Consider the following 21,807-nt stretch of genomic DNA (forward strand, 5'->3'; position numbering starts at 1 on the left):
GTCAGTATGATGTAAATCTAATTGACTCAACGGCAGCCGAAATGACGTTACTAACATAAAAATACAAATCTGTGTTATTTTGAAGCGTTTACTTTTTAATATTACAAAAATAAACGATTAGAACCGATGTTGGATTCGTGTTAAGTTATTATTTTTTAAGGCAAGCAGGTACGACTCCATATTCGATAACCCGATGAATGGTACCACGTACGTCAACTCGTTCAAATGTGCCATGATCCAGACTTATATGCATGGGCATGCCGTGAACGGGCCGCATCATCAGATTCGGAGTGATTTTTGCATTACGTACTAATGAAAAATTAAATCGTTGAAGAAGAACAGCGAGGACGATCTTAAGTTCTTGCATGGCGAAGTGCCAACCTATACACATATGAGGTCCTGCACTAAATGGTAAGAATTCAAACGCAGATGGTTTAATGGTCTGCCACCGGTGGGGTTTGAAATAATTTGGGTCCTCGTAAAGCTCAGGGAGACGATGTGTAATGAATTGGCTGAAAAATACATTGGTGCCCTCCGGAAGGGCGTAACCATCCAGCTCACAAGGGGCATTTGTAATGCGGGTACCGATGCTAGCTGGAGGAAGCAAACGTAAACTCTCTTTGACAACATAGTCCAGCAGGGAGAGTCGACTTAGTTTCTCCTGTGTCAGATGGCTTCCACCCATCACGGCGTTTAATTCTTCCATTAAGTTTGCATATATATTCGGGTGCTGTACCAGTAGAAAAAATGCCCAAGTCAAAGCATTTGCAGTGGTTTCATGACCCGCTGTATAGATTGAGAATGCATGTCCGACTAATTCTTCATCCGATAATGCTGAGCCCTCCTCATCATGTCCTCTAATAAGTGCTGCTAGTACATCCGTTGCATCAGACTCCTGTCGTTTCTCATGAATCATGGACCGTATTTGAGTATTAAGCTGCTGTGCATTACGTAGTGAGCGACGATATGGAGTGAAAGGAATATTGAGTGGAGCAAGCGTGGCAAGCAGAAAAGACTTCGTAAACCGGTTAATCAGCATCCCCATCGTATCCATCATTTCACTATTTTGAACACCGAATAACGTTTTAAGGGCGATGCGCTGCGTTAACTTTTTCATTTCAGTGTTAACGTCAATCAGGGTACGACCTCTCCATTCGTCTGCCAACTGTTCCGTTATTAACGTCATGTCCTGGCCGTATCTTTCAATTTGACTGTGCAGAAAGGCGGGCTGTATCAGGCGACGATGCTCTTTGTGCTTTTCACCGCTCATCAACAGCAGATTATGGTAGAACAAATCCCCCATAACCGTGTCTTTGGGTATTTTAACAAGAGCCGTGCTCATCTCAAAGAAGTTCGGGTTGGATAGAATTTGACGGTTCAGCTCAGGACCAAACGCAAATACAGCTGAAGGTTTGACGCTTTGCCCCAGGGCCGAAAGTTTACCATACCCTTCTAACAATTTTTGTTGAAATGCGAAAGGGCTGCGAAAAAAGTGAAACATATTGATCCTCCAGCCGAAGGCGGAGTGGGGTCCAGGGATTCGGTTCATGATCACACTTCCTTTTTTATATAATTTGTAATGAAATGATTCATATAATTCATAATAAATTCACAAAGAGAATTAAGCAAGGTATTTTTGAACTATATGAATTGCATTATTACAAAACATTCAGTATAGTTTTATACGAGAGGTGAGAAGATGAACGGCTATCAACTACGCACGGAGAAGAAAAAAGAACAAATTATGAAGACAGCCTTTGATTTGATAAGCAAATATGGAGTGGATAAGACAAGTATTACAGAAATTTCCAAACAAGCTCGCGTGTCTCCCGTCTCCATTTATAATTATTTTGGCAGTAAGGAAGAGCTTATACGTATGACGTTTATCGATTATATGAGTAAAATCATGAACGAGTATGAGAAGCTCCTGGAAGAGCCTATCCCTTTTCAAGAAAAATTAAAATTGTTGTTGGGGTCAAGAATGAACAGCGTGGATCAAATCAATGTGGATCTTATTCAAATCAGCAATGAACCGTCTGTTCGGGAGCATATCGAGGCTTTTTACAAGGAAAGGACGATTCCCTTTTTTGTGAAATTGATTGAGCAAGGCAAGCAGGAAGGAGATATTGATCCCCATATTTCGATAGAAGCGGCTTTGTTCTATATTCAAGTGTTTAAGGATGCGCTAGCGCGTCCGGGATTCATTGCACAAGCAAGCCCAGCTATGCTTCGGGATATTGATCGACTATTCTACTATGGGTTGATTGGGAGAGGGGAGCATTCTGGGGGAGAGAGAACTTAGTGAGATTGTTGATATAGGAATTAGGCAGACAACCTTTGGTGAAGACCAAAGGTTGTTTTGGTTTGTGTACAGCATCAAAAGCAATATGTAATTCCAAGACAGCACGCATTGCGATTCGGGATGTTCGCATCAATCATCGATCGCAACAAGTTATGCCCGCATCTCCGCCTCGAGACCGAGTGCAGCGCTATACCTGAGACGGTATGACCCTGCCGGGATATCCGGTATGATGTGTTTAACGAATGTTGCAGGGGGATTCATGGCAAGGAATATTCAATCAAAAAAGTAAGGTGGTGTTACAGCTGCTGCACAAATTGCTTAAATCCGTCATGCAGAGCACCTGGATGATATGGGAGCGCATCTTTGCATTCATATCCCGGTTTCGCAGCTCGCATATCTCACACTTTGGCATATGCACGGTGATGATTAAGAAGCATCAGGGGGAACCCATCGTCTGTGAGGATTCCACAGTCATACATAATGGAGATTTAATCGGTGAGCTTCATCTGGACAACGAAACGATCCTGAGGTTAATTCGGTCGGAAGGACCGGATCGTGCGGCTCTGAAAATCGCGAGGCTTGGAAGAAAATCCATGAAGCAGATAAGCTGTGCCTACGAAAACCAGACCGAGTTCAGCGAGGTCAGCGCCTTGGTCGGAATTACGCTGCTGCACCGCGGCCTGACGCATGGACTCGGATTCGAGCATCAAGAGATGAAACCCGACATTTTTCAGAAGATAACGACTTTGTACCTCCGCATGCTGCTGTCTGTCATGCACCCGGAGGGCAAAAGCCGCATCGAACGAAGAACCGAATTGCTTGTACCGATGATGCTGATCCATACCCGGTCTTCGCTGAGGAAACGCTTTTCAATGCCGGATAGAAGGCAGGCACATGAAGATGGATATGGGGCAAGTCTGGTATCGGCTACGATTGAAGGTTAAAGGTTGAAGGAGGAGATTCATACATGGAGGATTGGTATAAACTGGACCACGCCGGGAAACTGTTCCCCGCGGTGGCGGGAAGGGAGAATTCTTCGACCTACAGATTGTCGATGATGCTGACGAGTCTCGTTCACGAAGAGGTTTTACAGACGGCATTGGATGAGGTCATATCGAGATTTCCGCTATTAAATGTCGAACTGAGAAACGGCCTGTTCTGGAAATTCCTGAGGGAGAAGGAGACACGTCTGATGGTGGAGCCGGAATCCACCTATCCCTGTGCACCTGTCACGCTATCGGGAGCTAACGGAAGTCTGGTGAGGGTTCTATATCACGGCAACAAGATCAGTGTGGAGATATTCCATGCACTGACCGACGGTGGAGGGGCGCTTGAGTTTCTCAAAACCCTGGTATTCCAGTATTTATATCGGATCGGTGAGAGTGTGGAGGACAGGGATGGGCTAATTTTGCCGCCCGCCTCCTTTGCCCGTTATGCCGAAGCGCAGGACAGCTTTAAGGCTCACTATACCTCCACGGTTTCGGAAATCAGGACGCCGGAGGCCTTGCAGATTCCAGGTACGCGCTTTTCGCCTTATGGTCACAACGTGATCCACGGAATGATTCACGCCTCCCGGCTGAATGCAGCAGCCAAGCAGCACGGGGCAACCCTTACTGCTTACTTGACGGCACTTCTGATCATGGCGGTTCATGACTCCACGCTTCCCTTGAACAACGAGAACCGACCTATTGTGATCAGCATGCCGGTGAATCTGAGAAAAATCTTTCCTTCCAGCAGCCTGCGTAATTTTTTTGCGGTTATTAACATCGGCGTGCGGATCGAAGCAGGCATGACATTCGAGCAGGTGCTCGAAATTGTACAAGCCCAGATGAAAGAAAAAACAACCAAGCTGTATCTAACTCAAGCGATGGCCAGCAGCATGAAGTACGAGAAGAACCTTCTATCGAGATTTACACCCTTGAAGTTGAAGGATCTCGCGATTCGGTATGGATTCGACCATTACGGTGAGGAAGCCAAAACCCTCACGCTAACCAATCTCGGCCGAATCGATATTCCTGCCAGCATGGGAGCGCATATTGAAGTGATGGAAACAACGATGTATCCCACAGCCAAAAGCCCGATGAATTGTGCCGTATGCTCCATTAACGAGCAGCTCACAATCACCTTTGCACGGAATATCGTCGAAAACGATGTGATCCAACACTTCTTCCGCCAGCTCTCCGGCTTAAGCGGTCTGGACGTGAGGATTATCAGCAATGATTGGGGGATGGGGGCATGAGATGCGAGAGCTGTGGCGTTATCGTAGATCCGGCGCATGCAGCGTGTCCCTTGTGCCGTAGGAACTTACATGGCAAGGACGCGGCATCATTAGCTGGTAATCGATGGTATCCCGCCTATACGGTTCAGGAGGAGGAGCGTGCCAGCACTCTTCTCTCCAAGTGGCTCGCCTTTATTGTTGTAGCCGTCATCAGTGTTTCCGTCATAATTAACGTGCTGGGAAATCGCGATGTTTGGTGGAGTCTGTATCTGATGCCCTGTATGCTGTATGCCTGGCTGTTCATCAGACATACCTTGATGTCCCGATCACATCTTGGCGGCAAGGTCATCGTTCAACTGCTCGGATTGTCCGGCATGCTGCTGTGGATCAATGTGGTGGCGGATACAAATTATTGGTCGACCGGCTACGTCATCCCGTTCCTGATGATGGCGGCAACCTTTTTCATAACTCTGATCTGCAGCACGAAAAAAATGCGTTGGCGGGAGTTCGCAGGATACCTGCTAACCCTGATTCTCCTTGGATTTATCCCCTTGCTGCTGTATGCCGTCGGCATGTCGCACGTGTTATGGACAGCCGTTGCGGCTGCGCTGTACGCGCTGCTCACCTTTGGCGGGATGTGTCTGCTCGCTGACAAGGGATTCCGCCAGGACATCAAGCGCAGATTACATTTTTGACAGGAGGAATGCAGGGTGAATACAATCAGGCTTCGAAGAATGGCAGATTATGACCGTGACGTTCGCAGGGAAGTGGCCGAGGTATTTGTTGACGGGTACTATAACGAGCTGTCCTATTTCACGCAGGACAGGAACACGCTGCAAACAGCCTTTCAAGACTTGTTCAGTCCCGAGGTGTTTTATGTGGCCGAGGTGCAGGGCGTGATCATCGGGATTCTGGCTTGTTCCCATAACGGACAGCGGGCGATGCCGGTGGCGTTAACCCCGCTTCAGGATGCTCTTGGAGACAAGACCGGCAAACTGGCTTATGAGGTTATGAAAAACGAATTTAATCTGGCGCTGCCATACGATGACGATACCGGCTATATCGAATGTGTGGCCACAACGGAAAAAGCACGCGGCAAAGGAGTTTCTACTGCGTTGATGAAGCATGTGATGAAGGAGCTGCCCTACAGGCGTTATGTCCTGGAAGTGGCGAACAGCAACGAAGCCGGGCTTCGGCTGTATCCGAAATTAGGATTTCGGGAGATTGAACGCAAGCCCGAAGGGCACTCGGAGGATTCAGGATTCCATGAACGCATTTATATGGAGTGGAGTAAGCCCCTCAACCTAAACCTGAATAGATAATCTTGAAAGAGAACGACCTTCTGACCTTCGGCTTCGATTCCAATTCGAAGCGGGAGGTTTCTTGTTTTTTTAGCTTCAGCCATGATACTTTAGTATGTATCGCCAGCTTAACGGCATACTTCATACTGAAGTGAAGATGTTGAGTACCGAATAGATGTGGATTGCGGGGTGACGCCATGTTTGAACTGCTGATCACGATGACCGAGCGGATCGGGATCATTGTGACGATTGCCTTTATTGTTACCCGTCTGAGATTTTTTCGGACGATGATAAGTCAGGACAAGCTGGCGCCTGTGCAGCAGCTGCAAGCCATATTGGTTTTTGGCGTTCTGGGTATCGTCGGAACGTATACGGGCATAACCGTAAATACCGAATCGCTTGAAGTGAACAAATGGATGATGCAGGTTGCCGGAGAAGAAGCGATTGCAAACTCCCGGGTTGTCGGCGTAGTCATGGCCGGAATGTTCGGAGGTTGGAGAATCGGGCTCGGCGCAGGCCTGATAGCAGGACTCCATCGTTTTACTTTAGGCGGTTTTACGAGTCTGGCCTGTGGCTTGGCCACCATATTAGCAGGACTCTTGGCCAGCTTGTTTCATAAGAAGAATGAGAAGGTTTCTTTTTCAGCGGCACTGTTAATGGGGGCGTTGGCAGAATCTCTTCAGATGCTGATCATCCTGCTCTTGTCGAGGCCATTTGAACAGGCCGTGTCTTTGGTTGGATATATTGGAGTTCCGATGATTGTAGCAAACGGGATCGGATGTGCTTTATTTCTGCTGATTATCCGGTCCGTATTGAATGAAGAGGAGAGGATTGCTGCCCTGCAGGCCCAAACCTCACTTCGTATCGCTCGCAGGACGCTTGCCTACATGCGTCAGGGCATGAATCCACAGTCTGCGGAGGCGGTATGCCGGATCTTATACGAAGAAGTCAAAGCCAGTGCCATAGCCATGACCGATGATCGTGTTATTCTGGCTCATATCGGGACAGGGGATGACCACCACGCAGCAGGCCGACCGCTGCAGACTGAAGTAACACGCCGGGTCATTGAACAAGGGGAGCAATTGATCGCCGATCGGGATCATATTCAATGCCAGAAGACGGAATGTCCGCTTGGGGCGGTGATCATCGGGCCCTTGAAACAAGGGGAACACACCGTGGGTACCCTAAAGTTCTATTTCAGCAGTCCCAAGGATATTTCGCATGTAACGAAGGAACTGATGTCCGGTCTTACCATGTTGTTAAGTTACCAGCTGGAGGCCGCTCAGTTGGCCGAAACCAAGGAGCTTGCCAGAGAAGCTGAGATTAAGACGCTGCAAGCCCAAATCCATCCGCATTTTCTGTTTAATACATTGAATACCATACTCTCTTTAACGCGGATTGATGCAGAGAAGGCAAGAAAACTATTGCGGAATCTATCGAATTATATCCGTCAGAATCTGTCTGCAGCAACCTCTGAGAAGGCGACGCTTCAGGATGAGCTGCAGCATATACGTTCATATATGAGCATTGAACAGACTCGATTCGAGGATAAACTGTTTATTCGCTATGAGGTGGAGGATGCCGCGCTCCATGCGCTGGTGCCGCCGCTGACCTTGCAGCCGTTAGTGGAGAACAGCATACGTCACGGCTTCAGGGACAAGACGGACAACTGTGTCATCGATATCCTCGTTGAGGGTGAACCTGCCTCAGGCGTATCCGTCACGATCAGGGATAATGGAGAGGGCATTACGCCGGAACGGCTTCAGTACCTGGGCCGCCAAATGCTCGATTCAACATCGGGAACCGGAATGGCCGTGTACAATGTAAATCGAAGGTTAACCTTGATGTATGGACCCGAGGCATCACTAAACATCAAGAGTGACAAATCGGCAGGAACCGAAATCAATTTCCGAATTCCGCCTGCATTTAACGTTAAAATCCATTCATGAAGGAAGGGGACCCATCACATGACAGAACGTATTCGAACACTGATCGTGGACGATGAACGTTACAGCCGTGAAGAACTGATCTATTTATTAAAGCAGCATCCGGCATTGGAAATTGTCGGGGAAGCAGATTCCGGGGAACAGGCGGTGTTAAGGACGATGCAGCTGCAGCCGGAAGCGGTGTTTCTGGACGTAGAAATGCCGCGGATGAACGGACTTGAGACGGCAAGAGCATTAACGAGATTGAAGAATCCCCCCCAAATCGTGTTTGCAACGGCGTATCCTCAATTTGGCGTGGAGGCTTTTCAATTCGAAGCGCTGGACTATCTGTTAAAGCCGATTGACGAGGAACGTCTGGCAGAGACCGTAAGGCGTCTGGAAAAAGCTTTTCATAAAGAAGCTTCCGCCGCACATCTTCCTCTTAAATCCTCCGGCAAGCTGTCGCTGGAAGAGAACGGCGAGATTCTCTTTATCGATCCGGACGAAATTATCTATATCTCACGTGAGGATACATATTCCAAGATCGTCACAGCCCATAAGCATTACCGTGTTAAAACCCCGTTGAAGGAGCTGGAGGCCAAACTGCAGAAGTATCCGTTCTTTCGAATCCACAAAAGCTACATGGTTCACCTGGATTATGTTAACAGGCTGGTTCCCTGGTTTAACGGTGCATTCCAGCTTGAGCTTAAGGACTGCAGCGATAAACTTGCTGTGAGCCGAAACTATGCCAAGGCGTTTCGCGAAGCCATGGAGTTATAGCAAGCGGTGTTTGGGTAGCAATGCAGTAAGGGATGATATAGAAATAGAGCTGGATGTACATGCCATGATATGCGTGTTAATCTTCATTTTGCGCATCTTGATGAGCGGGAACGACATGTTAACTCAAAACCGACCTCTCGTCTTGCTGAATTGTTTATAATAAATGTAAGCGATTCCAATAGAGGAGGGCGAAGGCATGTATACCTTCATTATATCCATCATTCTGCTTGTTGCCGGATATTTTACTTACGGTAAATACATTGAAAAAATGTTCGGGGTTAAAGAAGAGAGGGCCACTCCAGCCTATGTCAATCAGGACGGCGTTGATTACCTCCCCATGAGCTCCAATAAAAACTCTCTTATTCAGCTCCTGAATATAGCCGGTGTAGGGCCGATCTTCGGCCCGATTATGGGAGCACTGTATGGACCGGTTGCTTTTATCTGGATTGTGCTCGGATGTATATTTGCCGGAGCCGTCCATGACTATCTGACAGGCATGATCTCGATCCGTAACCGCGGCGCGCATTTGCCGGAGCTTGCAGGCAAGTTTCTGGGGAAAGTGATGAAGCATGTTGTGAACGCTTTCGCGATCCTGCTGCTGATTCTGGTGGGTACAGTCTTTGTTACTTCACCGGCCAGTTTGCTTCACAACCTGATGAACGGCAAAGTCAGCCTGTTGATCATCACACTGTTTATTTTCGGTTATTATATTTTGGCTACACTGCTGCCGATCGATAAGATCATCGGCCGGTTTTATCCCATTTTCGGTGCACTGCTGCTAGTTGCCTCATTAGGTGTCGGCGGAATGCTGATCATTCAGCAGGTGCCCATACCGGAATTGACTCTAGCCAATCTTCATCCTGATCAAATGCCGATCTTCCCGCTGTTGTTTCTAACTATAACCTGCGGAGCTCTGTCCGGATTCCATGCAACCCAAACACCGATCATTTCCCGGACTACGCAGACCGAGAAGCAGGGACGTAAAATTTTCTACGGTATGATGATTGCCGAGGGCATTATTGCGATGGTGTGGGCGGCCGCTGCCATGAGTTTGTTCCAAGGGGCCAACGGTTTGAATGAGCTGCTTGCTACAGGAGGAACAGGTCTCGTGGTAAGTGAAGTAGCGAAGGTAACGTTAGGAGCCGTAGTAGGCACACTGGCTGTGCTGGGTGTCATCGTATTGCCGATTACGTCAGGTGATACCGCTTTCCGCAGTGCGCGGATGATCATTGCCGATTATATCAAGCTACCTCAGTTCAGCATGAAAAAACGTCTGCTCATTGCGGTTCCGCTCTTTGTGATCTCCATTGCGTTAACGCAAATTGACTTCAATATTCTGTGGAGATATTTCTCTTGGGCCAACCAGGCGACAGCCGCCATTGCTCTGTTTGTCGGTGCGATGTACCTGTTCATTGCCCGTAAGAATTACTGGGTGGCTCTGATTCCGGGTGCGTTTATACTCTATACAACCACGGTGTATATTTTGAACGCCGAAATCGGCTTCAGGCAGTCCTTGAATGTATCGTATGTTGCAGGTGCGGTTATCAGTGTCGTGCTCGTGATCCTATTCTTCAAAGCGGCGCAGAAATCTCGCGCAGCCGAGCTGTCGCTGGAGGTGGATATCTCCGATTACCGCAACATCGCATCATGATCGAGAGTCCGTATCCCGCGATGCCAACAGCTAAGAAATTGTCCCCATAGTAGATAGTCTACAGGGCGTAGCCCCAATTCTCATTCATGAACGGCCAAAAAGGTCGAAGACAGGCTCTATATGAGTTCTTGTCTTCGACCTTTTTTCATGCGCGCCCAAACTCCAACCCTATTTATGACAGGTGTCATATGGATTTCTTTACAGGTGTGAATGTTGCTCCTCACGGTTCGCATTTACAATAAAGCTGCGAGATTAACCTACGAGGGAAGAAGGGAAGGCAACCATGGAACAACGAACGAACCGCATCCGCCTGCTGGATATATTGAGAGGCTTCGCCATCCTGGGAACGCTCGGGACGAATATCTGGATTTTCGCTCATGCGGGAGACCTGAACTATATCACCACCTCTAACTACGAGGGCTGGTGGGAGATGAACGATTTGCTTCGCATGATCGTGCTGTTTCTGGTGAACGGGAAACTGCTCGGCCTACTGACGATCATGTTCGGCGTCGGACTGGAGATGAAGTACCGTCAGGCAAAACGTATAGGAAAGCCATGGCCTGGCGTTTACTTATGGGCCGTCATGTTTCTGTTCGTTGAAGGTTTGCTGCATTTTATCTTGGTCATGGAGTATGACATCTTAATGAGTTATGGCGTGACGGCCGTTATTGCAGCCTTTATCGTGAAGGGCGGCGACCGTCTCATCGCCCGCACGATGAACGTGATCGGTTGCCTCTACGCAGCAATGTTCCTGGCCCTCCTTGCACTGATGCTGACAAGCGGCGGTCTATCGCCGGGCAGCTTCGAAGCCGTCATCACACTATATCAAGAAGGGACGTGGCTTGATCAAGTCAGCTACCGCCTGGCCAACTTCCTTCCCCTCCGGATAGAGGCCATCTTCGTCATCCCGCTGAACATATTCCTGTTCCTGCTGGGCGTTCGTTTCATGCGCGCAGGGGTGTTCTCACCGGATGAGAATGGCAAAAAGCTGAGGGAGAAGCTGTTGAAGATCGGTCTATATGCCGGTTTGCCTCTGAATCTGCTTATTTTTATCCCGGGTGGGGCATTCGACCTGCCGGTCCGATACTTGTTTGCCCCGCTGATGTCGATAGGGTATATAGCAATCATTGCCAAAATGATACAATATACGAAGTGGGATGGGCTGTGGCGTCTTCTGGAGAATGCCGGGAAAATGTCCTTGAGTTGTTATGTGATCCAGAACCTCATCGCATCCGCCGTTTTCTACGGCTGGGGGTTGGGATTGGCCGGCAAGCTGAATTCCGCCGCCATTATCGTTGTTTGGCTGCTGATCTCCGTATCCCTTCTCGGATTTGCATCCTTGTGGCTGCGAAGCTTCCGGCTGGGGCCCATGGAGACATTCCGCAAAACGGCAATAGGATTATTCGATAGAAATTAGCAGGGGGTTAGGGATGCTCGACAAGCTGTATCCGAAAGACCAAATTAAAAATTATTTGCTCATAGATTTCGTGCTGATCGTGTTTTTATTCTACCGCGTGCTCCGTTTGGACGGGGCGCTGGGACTATGGAGCAGCCTTATGCTGCTCCTGCTGTTTCTCGTCTCCTTTTATTTCGCGTTGTGGCGCCGGGACGGCGGGCTGCTGGCGGCCGTATTGTCCGGCCTGTTCGTTCTTGCGGTCCTCGCGGTGTATATCGGTCCGGTCATCCTATGGTTCGGGTTTATTTTTGCTGACCTGCTCGGCAGGTCCAGATCCAAAGGGCACATCGCGATTGGCAGCGCGGGCATTGCCCTTTCCTTTATGTTCGTGTTCATCATTCGGAAGGAGCCCTTACTCCAGATTTCCAATGCCGTGTACTTGCCGGTGATGATTATCCAGACGGTGTACCCCATCGTCATCTATATCAAGGAGAAAACCAAGAGCCTTCAAGGGGAGCTTGATGCTGCGAACGAGCAGATTGCGAAATTTATTCAGCAGGAAGAACGGCAGCGGATTGCAAGGGATCTGCACGACATCTTGGGACAGACCCTGATGATGATTAAATTGAAGAGCGAGCTGGCCACCAAGTGGGTAGATAAAGATACTGCCCAGGCGAAGCGGGAGCTAGGCGATATTCTGGCTACCTCCAGAACGGCGATCAAGCAGGTGAGGGAACTGGTATCGGAGATGAAGTTCATCTCTCTTCCCGGCGAACTGGAGCATTCGGTAGAACTGCTCCGAACGGCAGGCATCGCACTTTATATCGAATATCATGGCAAGACACCGCTGTTATCCAGCGTGGAAGAGACGATGCTGTCGTTGTGCGTCCGCGAGGCTACTACCAACATTATCAAGCACAGCGGGGCGAAGCAGTGCACGATCACGCTGGAAGTCAAGGAGCAATCCTACGTCATCCATATTACAGATGACGGCAAGGGGGTTGCGCAGCAGGAAGGCGGGAATGGCATTCCGTCAATGGTGGAGCGAATGCAGATCTTAGGAGGCTCCTTCGCGATTTGCCCATCCCCTGCGGGAGGGACGGTTCTGTCCCTGAAACTTCCGATTCACCAGCACGAGAAGGAGGACGATTCATGATTCGGATTATCATTGCCGAAGATCAGAAAATGCTTCGCGGCGCTTTCGCCTCGCTGCTCCGATTCGAAGACGATATCGAGGTGGTGGCGGAAGTGCCGGACGGGGAACAAGCATGGGAAGCAATACGGCATCATCAGCCGGATATATGCCTGCTCGACATCGAGATGCCTGGCATCAACGGCCTTGAGCTGGCCGAGAATATCCGACATGCCGGCTTACCGTGTAAGATTATGATCGTTACAACCTTCGCGCGCCCCGGCTATTTGCAGAAAGCGATGAATGCGCAGGTGGAGGGTTATCTCTTAAAGGATGAGCCGATCGATTTCTTGATCGAGGCCATTCGGCGGGTCATGAAGGGCGAGCGAGTCGTCAGCACCGATCTGGCGGCGGCACTGTTCATGAAGGGAGAGAATCCGCTGAGCGAGCGGGAAATCGAAATGCTTCGCTTGACCAAGGAAGGGATGACGACAGGCGAAATTAGCAAGGCTCTATTTCTGACTACAGGGACCGTACGCAATTACTTGTCCTCTGCCATTCAGAAGCTGGAGGCTGATTCTAGGCAGCAGGCGGCCGCCATCGCGGAGGATAAAGGGTGGCTCTGATTCGTGTTGTGCATCATGATCCTGAGCACGTATCCAGCAATAGCAATAAGCAGAAACCGTCTATGGATATTGTCCATGGACGGTTTATTTTTTTCTAAATCAGATAGCCATGTAAAGAGCATGCCCAAGCCCTATGGATTATTTCCGTAATTAATCGACAAGCGTCCCTCATAAGATGAAGTGATGGAGCATTCATTCCGAAAGGAATTGTGGGAGGTGGAATGATTTGTTGTCGATATTGCTATTCATTTTTACCATCGGTGCCGCCATTGCCAGTGTGGATACAACCTGCGGCTTGAATGTATTGGGCAGCCTGGACAGCACGAAGGTCAGCAAATTCAGATATGCGCTTGTGTATATTGCGTCCTGCACGCTGGGAGGAGCCGTGACGGGACTGGCAATAGGGCTCTTTAATTTTTTGCTCAAATTCACCCCTGTCGGTCTGTATCAGAACTACATCATTATCACGCTGTTTGCCGTATTCCTGGTGTTGGAGTTGATTCATCGAACGGGAATTCTTCCATCAGGCAATTTCATCGTTCCATCGGAGTGGATCAAGCACGCAGGTTATCGCTCTGCTGCATTATGGGGACATATTTTGGGTTTGGGATTCATCACGCTGCAAGTGGGCGTGCTGTTTCACGCCTATATTCTGGTTTCCCTGTTTGCTTCACCGTGGTGGTTGAGTTTGCTGGCTGGCATAACGTTCGGGTTCGTTCGGGGGATGGTATTCAGCCTGCCGCTGATCCGCTCTATTGTATATCGCATGCTTGAAAAAAGAGTACACAGCATCACGCTGCTCACCGCGGTGCGGCAAGCCGTTTCCAAGCTGCTGATTATCGGATCCATCATTTGGATCATCAGCTACTAAAGTTAAGGAGCCTGATAGACCTATGTATGAGCTTGTTGCCATATCGGTTACGCTGCCCATGCTCTTGTCGGTGGTGAGTTTTGTCTGGAGCCGTGTATTCGGTGATCCGGATCATTTTCCCGGAAGTGCCCGTCTGCATGTTCAACTCATCCTCTCACAAGCGGTGTCGATTACCTTGATATACTGCTTTCCATCAGCTGTCAGCTTCCTGATCCTCTCGGTACTTTATTTCACTCAGGGATTGGGTGTGGCTTACTTCATTAGGATAAAGGGGAGGGTGGACTGCGGCTGTCTGGGTCCTCAGATTAATTCCAAGCTGGGCTGGCCGTTGATATTGTTCAATTTAGTTATGGGTTCCATCGGTTTGGCGGCATACAGCAATCCCGACTGGTTTGTGTACGGTTACTCCTTCACCATAACAGGTCTGCTAATGGAGGGCATGCTGCTGCTGCTTGCACTGCTCATCATGGTGGGGGTCCCGGATGCCCTGCATGCGATCCGATTGTACCGCGATATTGCCGCACCTCATTATGCCAAACTCAAAAGATTTTAAGGAGGCTGCCGATGAACACATTCTTCTGGATCTCTTATTCCATTCTATGGCTTCTGGTTGTACCCTTGGTGATTCTGAATCTGGTCCTGTTCCGGCAGTTGGGAATTATGGTGATGGGCACCGCGAGGGGCGTGAATCAATCCGGTATTCCTGTCGGCAAAAAAATTCCCGAAGCCGTGACAACAAAGCTGCAAGGAACTGAGTGGTCCACCAGCGAGCTGATGGGCATGCCGTCTTTAATGCTTTTTGGCTCACCGACGTGTAAGGAATGCGCCGACATTTTGCCGGATTTCAAGCGGATTGCCGAGATGAACAACGTGAAACCGGTCCTGCTGTTATTCTCGTCTGTGGATTTAGCATCGGATTATATCCGAAAAATCGCATATGAGGATGAGGTGCTTATCGTAAGTTCGGAGTTTGCCAACCATCTGGATGTGCAGGTTACACCTTATGCGTATGCGGTGGATACGAACGGTGTCATTCGGCACAAGGGACTGGTTAACAGCCGGGAACAGCTCGAGGCGTATGCGAAGGCAGCAAGAGCTTCTTAAGAAGGGGTGTAGAGCATGTGGCGGAAGCCGGAAAGCAAGGATGAAGAGACACAGGTGCTGATCAGTCAGGTTACCCGGAAAATGAATCGCAAATCGCTTCTGAACCAATTTGCGCAAAAGACGGCAGAGACGCTGGCCAAGATATTGGTTCGGCCTGACGATGATGAAATCGTCAAAATCTCGTTCGCCGCGGGCCCTTGCAGACCTCCGCACGGACAATATTGCACGGGCTGCGGGGCAGACGCCTCCTGCCCTTCAGATTATATCGTTTGTACACCCAACACGGTAATCACTGATTGCAAAGGGTTATGTCCTTATCCCGCCGGGTGGTGGTATACAAGTGATCCGGTCGGGCAGCGGGCGAAGTGTCAGGATTGCATCTCCCAACAAGCGCATCCTTACATCGGACGGGATTGGTGTTATCAGGGCGCACAGGTCTATGGACGTTATGTCATCTGTGCATGTAGGTCAACGGATATGTATTGAGCTGTTCGCAATCATCAGCGCATTCTCGCAAAAATTCAGCCGAACCTATGCTGATTTCGGACCAATGGACAAATAAAAAGGTCCCCCTTTCGTTTTGTACAAACTGTTAGCCGGACAATCATCCAGGAAATTGGAGATTATGACGGAAATCATTTCAACTTGGTCATAAATCATGCATACTTAATTTCCTAATAGGGTTGGAAGGGGCATGCGGCCATGGCTAAAGTAAAACGAGGGGATATCATTTTGTTCACTATGATCCTGATTATTGGATCTGTAACGGTTCTTCAATGGTGGAGCCATCAGCATGTGGCGTATGAGCAGGGGCAGCTCCAGGCGTTGATCACGGTCAATGGTAAGGAATATGAGACGGTCCCTTTGATCGGAGACGAGCGTGTCATTGATATTAAGACCAAATATGGCCATAACACGCTGAAAGTTTATGATTACGGCATACAGATGATATATTCGGATGCTCCGAAGAGCATTGCACTGGATATGGGGTTTATTTCAAAGCCATACCAGCAGATCATTTGCGTTCCGACAAGAGTCGTGGTTGAAGTGTTGGTTCCGGAGACTGAACAGGGAGAGTCGGATCTGGATGCCGTGGTTGGATAAGCGAATAGAATAGTGGAGGAGCCGGCTGATTAAGTCGGCTTTTTTCGGCTTTTCAAGGCCAATGTTATGGTGAAGCACTCGTAACTTTTTCGCGGAAAGATCGTTATAATTAGAGGATGAGTCGCATAACAACACATTGCCGAGAAATAAAATGGATGGGGGAGTAAAGTGCTTTCCATTGTAAAAGGACCGTATCTCCAAAACCCGGCTGAGCATTGTATAACCGTCATGTGGGAAACTTCGTTACCTGCGTCCTCCAGAGTGGACGTCTTGCTGGCTGAGCGAATACACAGCGGATATCAAGGGAACTACAAGTTGCCGGATAAGCCATTCGGCACGTTCACTGTCGGGTCTGAATCCAGGATTCACCAAATTACAGTAGAGGGTCTTGAGCCGGGGACCATCTATTATTACAAGATTCACTCACGCAATGAATCAGGTGAGATTGAATCCAAGCTGTATATGTTCAAGACCGCGGCAGGACGCGGTGTGCCATTCTCCTTTACGGTGACAAGCGAAACCGGAGGATACAGCGGGTTTGATGCTACAGACGGTCTTATCAATCAGAGGATATTCAGCCAGATGAAGCAGTATAGACCCGATATTGCCTTATTTGTCGGGGATGTTGTCAATGACGGGAAGAACGATGAGGATTGGAATACATATTTCTTCGGACCCGGCCGCGATTTTTTTGTGGATACGCCATTTTACAGCTGCCTGGGGAATCATGAGGACAACGCATCCTGGTATTATGACCTTTTTGCTTTTCCTGAACCTCGGAACTATTATTCCTTCAACTATGGGGATGTTCATTTCGTCTGTTTGGACAGCACGGATTTGATAAACGAGAAGGATTATCCTTACAGCTCCGGGGTGATGGGTCCGGGAAATCCGCAATATGATTTTTTGGTGCGTGATTTGGAATCGTCGTCTGCGCGGTGGAACATCGTGTTTTTTCACTATCCACCGTATGTTTCAGGCGGTTACCAAGTGGAGGCTCTCCGGCAGCTCTGTCCGGTATTTGAAGAGTACGGAGTGGATTTGGTTATGAACTCGCACACGATTGTATATGAGCGAAGCCATCCGCTCCGAGACGGGATAATTGATTACGATCATGGGATTGTTTACATTGTAGCAGGTGGTGCCGGGGCCATGCCGGACTGGCTGCTTCCCAAGAGAGAGTGGCATACATCGCAGTCCTTGGCCGTACCGCATTTTCTTCAAGTGGTTGTTACAACGGACCGTTTGGAATTGCGTGCCGTCGATGACCAGGGGTGGTTATTTGACCAACTGCAGATACGAAAAAACACTGAGGGCAGAAGAGATTTCATCTAATAAAAAAGTTATTATAACAACTCGAAAGGAAAAGAAATCGAGTCTACCTTGATATGGGATGGAGATCAATTTGTTGCGCAGGGTTCAGGGGAATAGGATGAAGAAGTTCAAAATTACACTATTGATTCTGTTGGTGCTTCTTGTATTGTCTCCCATTGTGTACGTACAGGTTAACAAAATGCTCTATGCCAAAAGGGTCAACGCTTACCTTCTTGAAGAAGAGCATTATCGGCAAGAAGAGATACAGTCCGTTCAAGGCATATGGGGAGTGAAGCTGCCTCCATTTATACGGTTGTGATCTTCAAGGATGAGCCAGAAGTCGAATACATCTATTTTGCGCACAACCATATTATGCAGTTCGAGTACCGATTGACTCCCGAGGGAGAAGCTCGCGGAATTGCCCGATCACAACTGAAACATTATAATCCTAGAGATTGATATGATATTATTTACGTATTGGATACGTTTACAAGGGGGAGCATCACATGTCCATTGCATGGCAAACATCACGTCTGCAGTTGAAGATCCTGGATCAGGATCGGGCAGCAGAAGTGGTGGATTTTATCGTCGGGAACGAGCCTTACTTCAAAATTTGGGAGCCTGTAAGGGAACCGGAATACTTTACGATTGGTAAACAAGCAGAGCTTCTTGCGGCGGAAAGACGCAGTATAGCTGACGGCACCCTGTTCAAGGTGTGGCTGCATCAGGATGACAAGATCATCGGATCCGTAGCGGTCAGCAACATCGTTCGGGGCGTATTTCAATCGGGGCATGTCGGCTACAAGCTGGCACAGAGTCACACGGGAAAAGGGTATATGACCGAAGCGCTGAGCGCTGTCGTATCCCATTGCTTTGATACACTGGAGATGCACCGGCTGGAAGCCAATATCATGCCGAGGAATGCAGCCTCGTTGAATGTGGTGAGACGCTTAGGCTTCTATGAAGAGGGTCTGGCAATCAAATACCTGAAAATTAACGGTGTGTGGGAGGACCATCTTCATATGGTTATCCGAAATGAACGCCTGGAGTAAAGTGCTTGATAGCGTTTTATCGAGATTCGAGGCCTGAGACGGGAGTTTTTGAGGCTGGGTCTTCGTTTTTTTGCGTTATATCAATATCATCAGCGCTGTGGAGGGGGTATCATGCTTCGGCCCCATTGTATTTCGAAATATAGGCTGTTGATTATCGATCGGGAGAGGGTACGTATGTCCAAAAAGCCTAAGGTTGCCATCGGTTTGATATTGTTAATCATCGTTTCTTTAGCTTCAAATCTGGTATTATTCAACGCCTTACATAAGAATAAGCAAGAGAATGCCCAGAGCATTCAAAGAGTGGAAGAGAACATGAAGCAATTACAGGATGATATGCTGCTGGCCCAGTCCAAAATTACGCAGATGGATCGTGTTAATCCACAATCCGATGCTCATCAGCAACAGGAGGCTGTGGCGGTCAGCAGCATGAGCGACGAGGCCATTTCCGAGGTCCAATCTGATATGAAGAAACTCAATCAGATCGTAGATCATCTGCCTCAGGTTAAGGAAAAGCTGGGTTTTATTCTAGCTGTTAAGAAGGAAGATGCCGGCTATTCCCTTGTATTGGATGATGTAGAATGGTTCTCAGCTGAAGCAGCAGAGCAAGCTGCCGCCGAGGATGGCGTTCCTGACACTGCTTCTTTAAGCAATGGATTCTATATTCGCAATCCGGTAACAGACGATACGCATATACACCTCCCAACGGATGCATTGCTGTATGTACTGGACGGGTCAAGAACGGTTGAAGTGAAGCTTCATGAAATGGTCACGATGAATCTCGTAGATCGTTTGTTTCATGTGCGGTATGCGGGAGACTCTGCCATCCTATTAGAAGAACAATACAGACCTTAACCAATTAAACACGAGGTGAATGACATGGGGGAGTTTCATCAGGAAGCTTGGCCCGATTGGGCAACGGAGAAGATTAGTATTGCCGCACCGGATCCTGCCTGGCTTAACAAAGGACTTCATGAGGTTGCCGAACTTAAGCAGTTGCTGGCACAATATGGTGTTGTGCAGATCGAACATATCGGAAGCACGTCCATACCTGGGATGCCGGCAAAACCGATTATCGATGTCATGGCGAAGATCCAATCTTTTGAAGAGATTGACTGTATAGCTGAGATGCTGGAGGTGCATCGCTGGAGCTATGTTCCACCAGAGTTGGATGGGAGAACGTACCGAAGATTTTTTGTCAGAGTCAGGAATGATCGGCGAGAGTGTCACTTGCATCTGATGCTGGACAAGGAGCCGAGATGGGAGAAGCAGCTTCAGTTTCGGGATCGGCTTAGGGAGCAGCCTAAGTGGGCTCAGCAATATGCTGAATTGAAAGTGAAGCTGGCACAAGAGAATCAGGATGATCGAGAGGCATACACGGCTGCAAAAACAGAATTTATCCAGCGTGTACTTGGAAGCTAGAGGAGAGGCAGAGGCATGCGTGTAACTTGCAGCTTCCTATCAATTTGCTCAAATTATTGAATAAATTTTCGATGAAATGTATATTTATTCTCAACAGGTTATAGGGAGTGGTAAATATGCATAAGCGAATTGAAGAACTGACACTGAATGCGTGGCCGGCCATCCAGACGGTGGTCCAGCATGGCTGGTTGCTGCGATTTGCAAACGGTTTTACGAAGAGGTCCAACTCAATCAGCGCGTTATATTCAGAGCATCCGATAGATCTTCACGCGCAGATTCATCTATGTGAGAGAGGTTATGCAGATGCCGGACTTGATGTTATTTTCAAAATCACGCCATTCAACCCGCCCGATCTGGATTCAACATTAGATTCTATGAATTACACTGTTGTTGATCCATCCAGTGTCAGAATCCTGGAGCATTTGCATGATGTCGAGGCCCCTACTCATCATGAAGTGACCGTTCAGGAGCATGTAAGCGATGACTGGCTTCATAATCTGGGAGTGATAACGGGACAGTCAGAGCAGGATCTGGCAACTACGAGAAGGTTGTTATGTCAATCTGTTATTCCATACGGATTCTTTACTCTATATGATCAATCCAAGCCCGTAGCCTGCGGGATTGGAGCGTTGGAGCAGGGGGTTCTCGGGCTTTATGATATTGCCACCTCGCCAGCTGCCAGAAATCGGGGTTTCGGCAAGCAGCTGGTGCTGCACATCCTTCAATGGGCAAAAGCGAAAGGTGCAACTTGCAGTTATCTGCAAGTGATACAAAATAATGTTGCAGCTAACCGTTTGTATGATCGGTTACAGTATAAAGAGATTTATACCTATTGGTATAGACGTAAACAGGTAGTGCGTTAGGTGCTTGTAGGGGGTTCGAGCTTCTATGCCTCGCGCGCCGGGGGTTACTCTGTATCAGTAACCGTTGTATAATCATGGAAGAGGCTGCGGAAGACCCGGTTTTAGAGGAAGCAGTCTAAGCCGGATTCGTTAAGGAAATGAATGTAGGAGGACTATTTTGAACAATTATACAATGACCGATCCGCAAGGCAAACCCTTTATGATTGAATGTGAGGATATTGTTCTTAGGGAATATATGCTGGAGGATCTGGATGCCATATACAAGATCACGCATGAACCGGAGATCAGGCAGTACCTGCCGGGTTGGGATGTGCCGAAGGAACAGCGCCTTGATTGGCTGACCAACTATGAGATGGTTGAGAATCGACAGTTCCTGCAAGCCGTTCAGGACGGCGGGGATGTGGGCCAACTGCGTCTGCGATTAGTTATTGTGTTGAAGGATACCGGAGAGACCATTGGCTGGTGCAACACAGGACCCAAGGACGGGCTGCCTTATCCTAACAGGGAAATCATGTATGGAATGTCCAACCGGCATCACAATCAGGGATATACAACCCAGGCTGCTCGGGGATTAATCGAGTTTTTGTTCCAGAATACAGGGGAGCTCGAATTATGCGCTGCTGCTCTGCCCGGCAATGAGGCTTCCAATAAAGTTATCCGAAAATGCGGGTTTACGTACGTCGGCGAGGTCGAGCTCGATCAGGAGCTTCATCATTACTATAGGCTCAGCAAAGAGGGTTAAGGAGGTA

General features: G+C 48.5%; 24 protein-coding genes. 23 read left to right on the forward strand and 1 reads right to left on the reverse strand.

The genetic code is table 11. From position 1 onward, the window contains the following. Positions 1-148: 148 nt before the first annotated feature. Positions 149-1,549 carry a cytochrome P450 gene (locus WDY75_RS13920; RefSeq protein WP_063480563.1) on the reverse strand — a complete coding sequence of 467 codons (1,401 nt, stop codon included), beginning with the start codon at positions 1,547-1,549 and terminating at the stop codon, positions 149-151. A gap of 150 nt (positions 1,550-1,699) precedes the next feature. Here WDY75_RS13920 and WDY75_RS13925 point away from each other — a divergent pair, with 150 nt between their 5' ends. From WDY75_RS13925 to WDY75_RS14035, 23 genes are all read left to right on the forward strand, one after another. Continuing rightward, positions 1,700-2,302 (forward strand): TetR/AcrR family transcriptional regulator, encoded by a 603-nt coding sequence (locus WDY75_RS13925; RefSeq protein WP_063480564.1) that lies wholly within the window; start codon positions 1,700-1,702, stop codon positions 2,300-2,302. 242 nt (positions 2,303-2,544) lie between these two features. Next, on the forward strand, positions 2,545-3,246 hold the full coding sequence (locus WDY75_RS13930; protein WP_063480565.1) for a YkoP family protein: 702 nt from the start codon (positions 2,545-2,547) through the stop codon (positions 3,244-3,246). A gap of 23 nt (positions 3,247-3,269) precedes the next feature. Further along, on the forward strand, positions 3,270-4,541 hold the full coding sequence (locus WDY75_RS13935) for an alcohol acetyltransferase (RefSeq protein ID WP_063480566.1): 1,272 nt from the start codon (positions 3,270-3,272) through the stop codon (positions 4,539-4,541). Beyond that, positions 4,538-5,215 (forward strand): DUF6320 domain-containing protein, encoded by a 678-nt coding sequence (locus tag WDY75_RS13940; RefSeq protein WP_063480567.1) that lies wholly within the window; start codon positions 4,538-4,540, stop codon positions 5,213-5,215. The genes WDY75_RS13935 and WDY75_RS13940 overlap by 4 nt, the downstream gene beginning before the upstream one ends. Positions 5,216-5,230: 15 nt before the next feature. Then, the gene (locus tag WDY75_RS13945) at positions 5,231-5,842 is read left to right on the forward strand and encodes a GNAT family N-acetyltransferase (RefSeq protein ID WP_063480568.1); all 612 of its coding nucleotides are present in this window, start codon (positions 5,231-5,233) and stop codon (positions 5,840-5,842) included. 176 nt (positions 5,843-6,018) lie between these two features. Continuing rightward, positions 6,019-7,770 (forward strand): sensor histidine kinase, encoded by a 1,752-nt coding sequence (locus WDY75_RS13950; protein ID WP_063480569.1) that lies wholly within the window; start codon positions 6,019-6,021, stop codon positions 7,768-7,770. A gap of 18 nt (positions 7,771-7,788) precedes the next feature. Further along, complete coding sequence (locus tag WDY75_RS13955; RefSeq protein WP_063480570.1) at positions 7,789-8,526, forward strand: LytR/AlgR family response regulator transcription factor; 738 nt, start codon at positions 7,789-7,791, stop codon at positions 8,524-8,526. 196 nt (positions 8,527-8,722) lie between these two features. Continuing rightward, positions 8,723-10,177: a carbon starvation protein A gene (locus WDY75_RS13960; RefSeq protein ID WP_036637270.1), complete on the forward strand. Its 1,455-nt coding sequence runs from the start codon at positions 8,723-8,725 to the stop codon at positions 10,175-10,177. Between the two features lie 283 nt (positions 10,178-10,460). Continuing rightward, entirely contained in the window at positions 10,461-11,594 is a 1,134-nt protein-coding gene (locus WDY75_RS13965; RefSeq protein ID WP_063480571.1) for a DUF418 domain-containing protein, read from the forward strand. Between the two features lie 13 nt (positions 11,595-11,607). After that, positions 11,608-12,729 carry a sensor histidine kinase gene (locus WDY75_RS13970; RefSeq protein ID WP_063480572.1) on the forward strand — a complete coding sequence of 374 codons (1,122 nt, stop codon included), beginning with the start codon at positions 11,608-11,610 and terminating at the stop codon, positions 12,727-12,729. Then, a complete protein-coding gene (locus WDY75_RS13975) occupies positions 12,726-13,331 on the forward strand; it encodes a response regulator transcription factor (RefSeq protein ID WP_063480573.1) in 606 nt (201 codons plus the stop codon). The genes WDY75_RS13970 and WDY75_RS13975 overlap by 4 nt, the downstream gene beginning before the upstream one ends. Before the next feature lie 226 nt (positions 13,332-13,557). Then, positions 13,558-14,202: a hypothetical protein gene (locus tag WDY75_RS13980; RefSeq protein ID WP_063480574.1), complete on the forward strand. Its 645-nt coding sequence runs from the start codon at positions 13,558-13,560 to the stop codon at positions 14,200-14,202. Between the two features lie 22 nt (positions 14,203-14,224). Beyond that, positions 14,225-14,755, forward strand: coding sequence for a MauE/DoxX family redox-associated membrane protein (locus tag WDY75_RS13985; RefSeq protein ID WP_063480575.1), 531 nt, complete (start codon positions 14,225-14,227; stop codon positions 14,753-14,755). A gap of 11 nt (positions 14,756-14,766) precedes the next feature. Next, positions 14,767-15,306, forward strand: coding sequence for a redoxin family protein (locus WDY75_RS13990; RefSeq protein ID WP_036637282.1), 540 nt, complete (start codon positions 14,767-14,769; stop codon positions 15,304-15,306). 15 nt (positions 15,307-15,321) lie between these two features. Further along, on the forward strand, positions 15,322-15,792 hold the full coding sequence (locus WDY75_RS13995; protein ID WP_006210866.1) for a hypothetical protein: 471 nt from the start codon (positions 15,322-15,324) through the stop codon (positions 15,790-15,792). Between the two features lie 216 nt (positions 15,793-16,008). Further along, positions 16,009-16,410, forward strand: coding sequence for a NusG domain II-containing protein (locus tag WDY75_RS14000; protein WP_006210864.1), 402 nt, complete (start codon positions 16,009-16,011; stop codon positions 16,408-16,410). A 168-nt stretch (positions 16,411-16,578) separates the two neighbouring features. Then, entirely contained in the window at positions 16,579-17,745 is a 1,167-nt protein-coding gene (locus WDY75_RS14005) for a metallophosphoesterase family protein (protein ID WP_338842193.1), read from the forward strand. 97 nt (positions 17,746-17,842) lie between these two features. Next, complete coding sequence (locus tag WDY75_RS14010; protein ID WP_231888307.1) at positions 17,843-18,043, forward strand: DUF3139 domain-containing protein; 201 nt, start codon at positions 17,843-17,845, stop codon at positions 18,041-18,043. 187 nt (positions 18,044-18,230) lie between these two features. Continuing rightward, the gene (locus tag WDY75_RS14015) at positions 18,231-18,776 is read left to right on the forward strand and encodes a GNAT family N-acetyltransferase (RefSeq protein ID WP_063480577.1); all 546 of its coding nucleotides are present in this window, start codon (positions 18,231-18,233) and stop codon (positions 18,774-18,776) included. Between the two features lie 174 nt (positions 18,777-18,950). Beyond that, positions 18,951-19,628, forward strand: coding sequence for a hypothetical protein (locus WDY75_RS14020; protein WP_036637288.1), 678 nt, complete (start codon positions 18,951-18,953; stop codon positions 19,626-19,628). Between the two features lie 24 nt (positions 19,629-19,652). Continuing rightward, complete coding sequence (locus WDY75_RS14025) at positions 19,653-20,195, forward strand: GrpB family protein (RefSeq protein WP_006210859.1); 543 nt, start codon at positions 19,653-19,655, stop codon at positions 20,193-20,195. 116 nt (positions 20,196-20,311) lie between these two features. Beyond that, on the forward strand, positions 20,312-21,058 hold the full coding sequence (locus tag WDY75_RS14030) for a GNAT family N-acetyltransferase (RefSeq protein ID WP_063480578.1): 747 nt from the start codon (positions 20,312-20,314) through the stop codon (positions 21,056-21,058). A 157-nt stretch (positions 21,059-21,215) separates the two neighbouring features. Beyond that, positions 21,216-21,800 carry a GNAT family N-acetyltransferase gene (locus tag WDY75_RS14035; RefSeq protein ID WP_006210857.1) on the forward strand — a complete coding sequence of 195 codons (585 nt, stop codon included), beginning with the start codon at positions 21,216-21,218 and terminating at the stop codon, positions 21,798-21,800. Positions 21,801-21,807: the final 7 nt, after the last annotated feature.

Origin of the sequence: Paenibacillus glucanolyticus (assembly GCF_037333485.1) — a bacterium.
GTDB lineage: Bacteria > Bacillota > Bacilli > Paenibacillales > Paenibacillaceae > Paenibacillus_AQ > Paenibacillus_AQ glucanolyticus.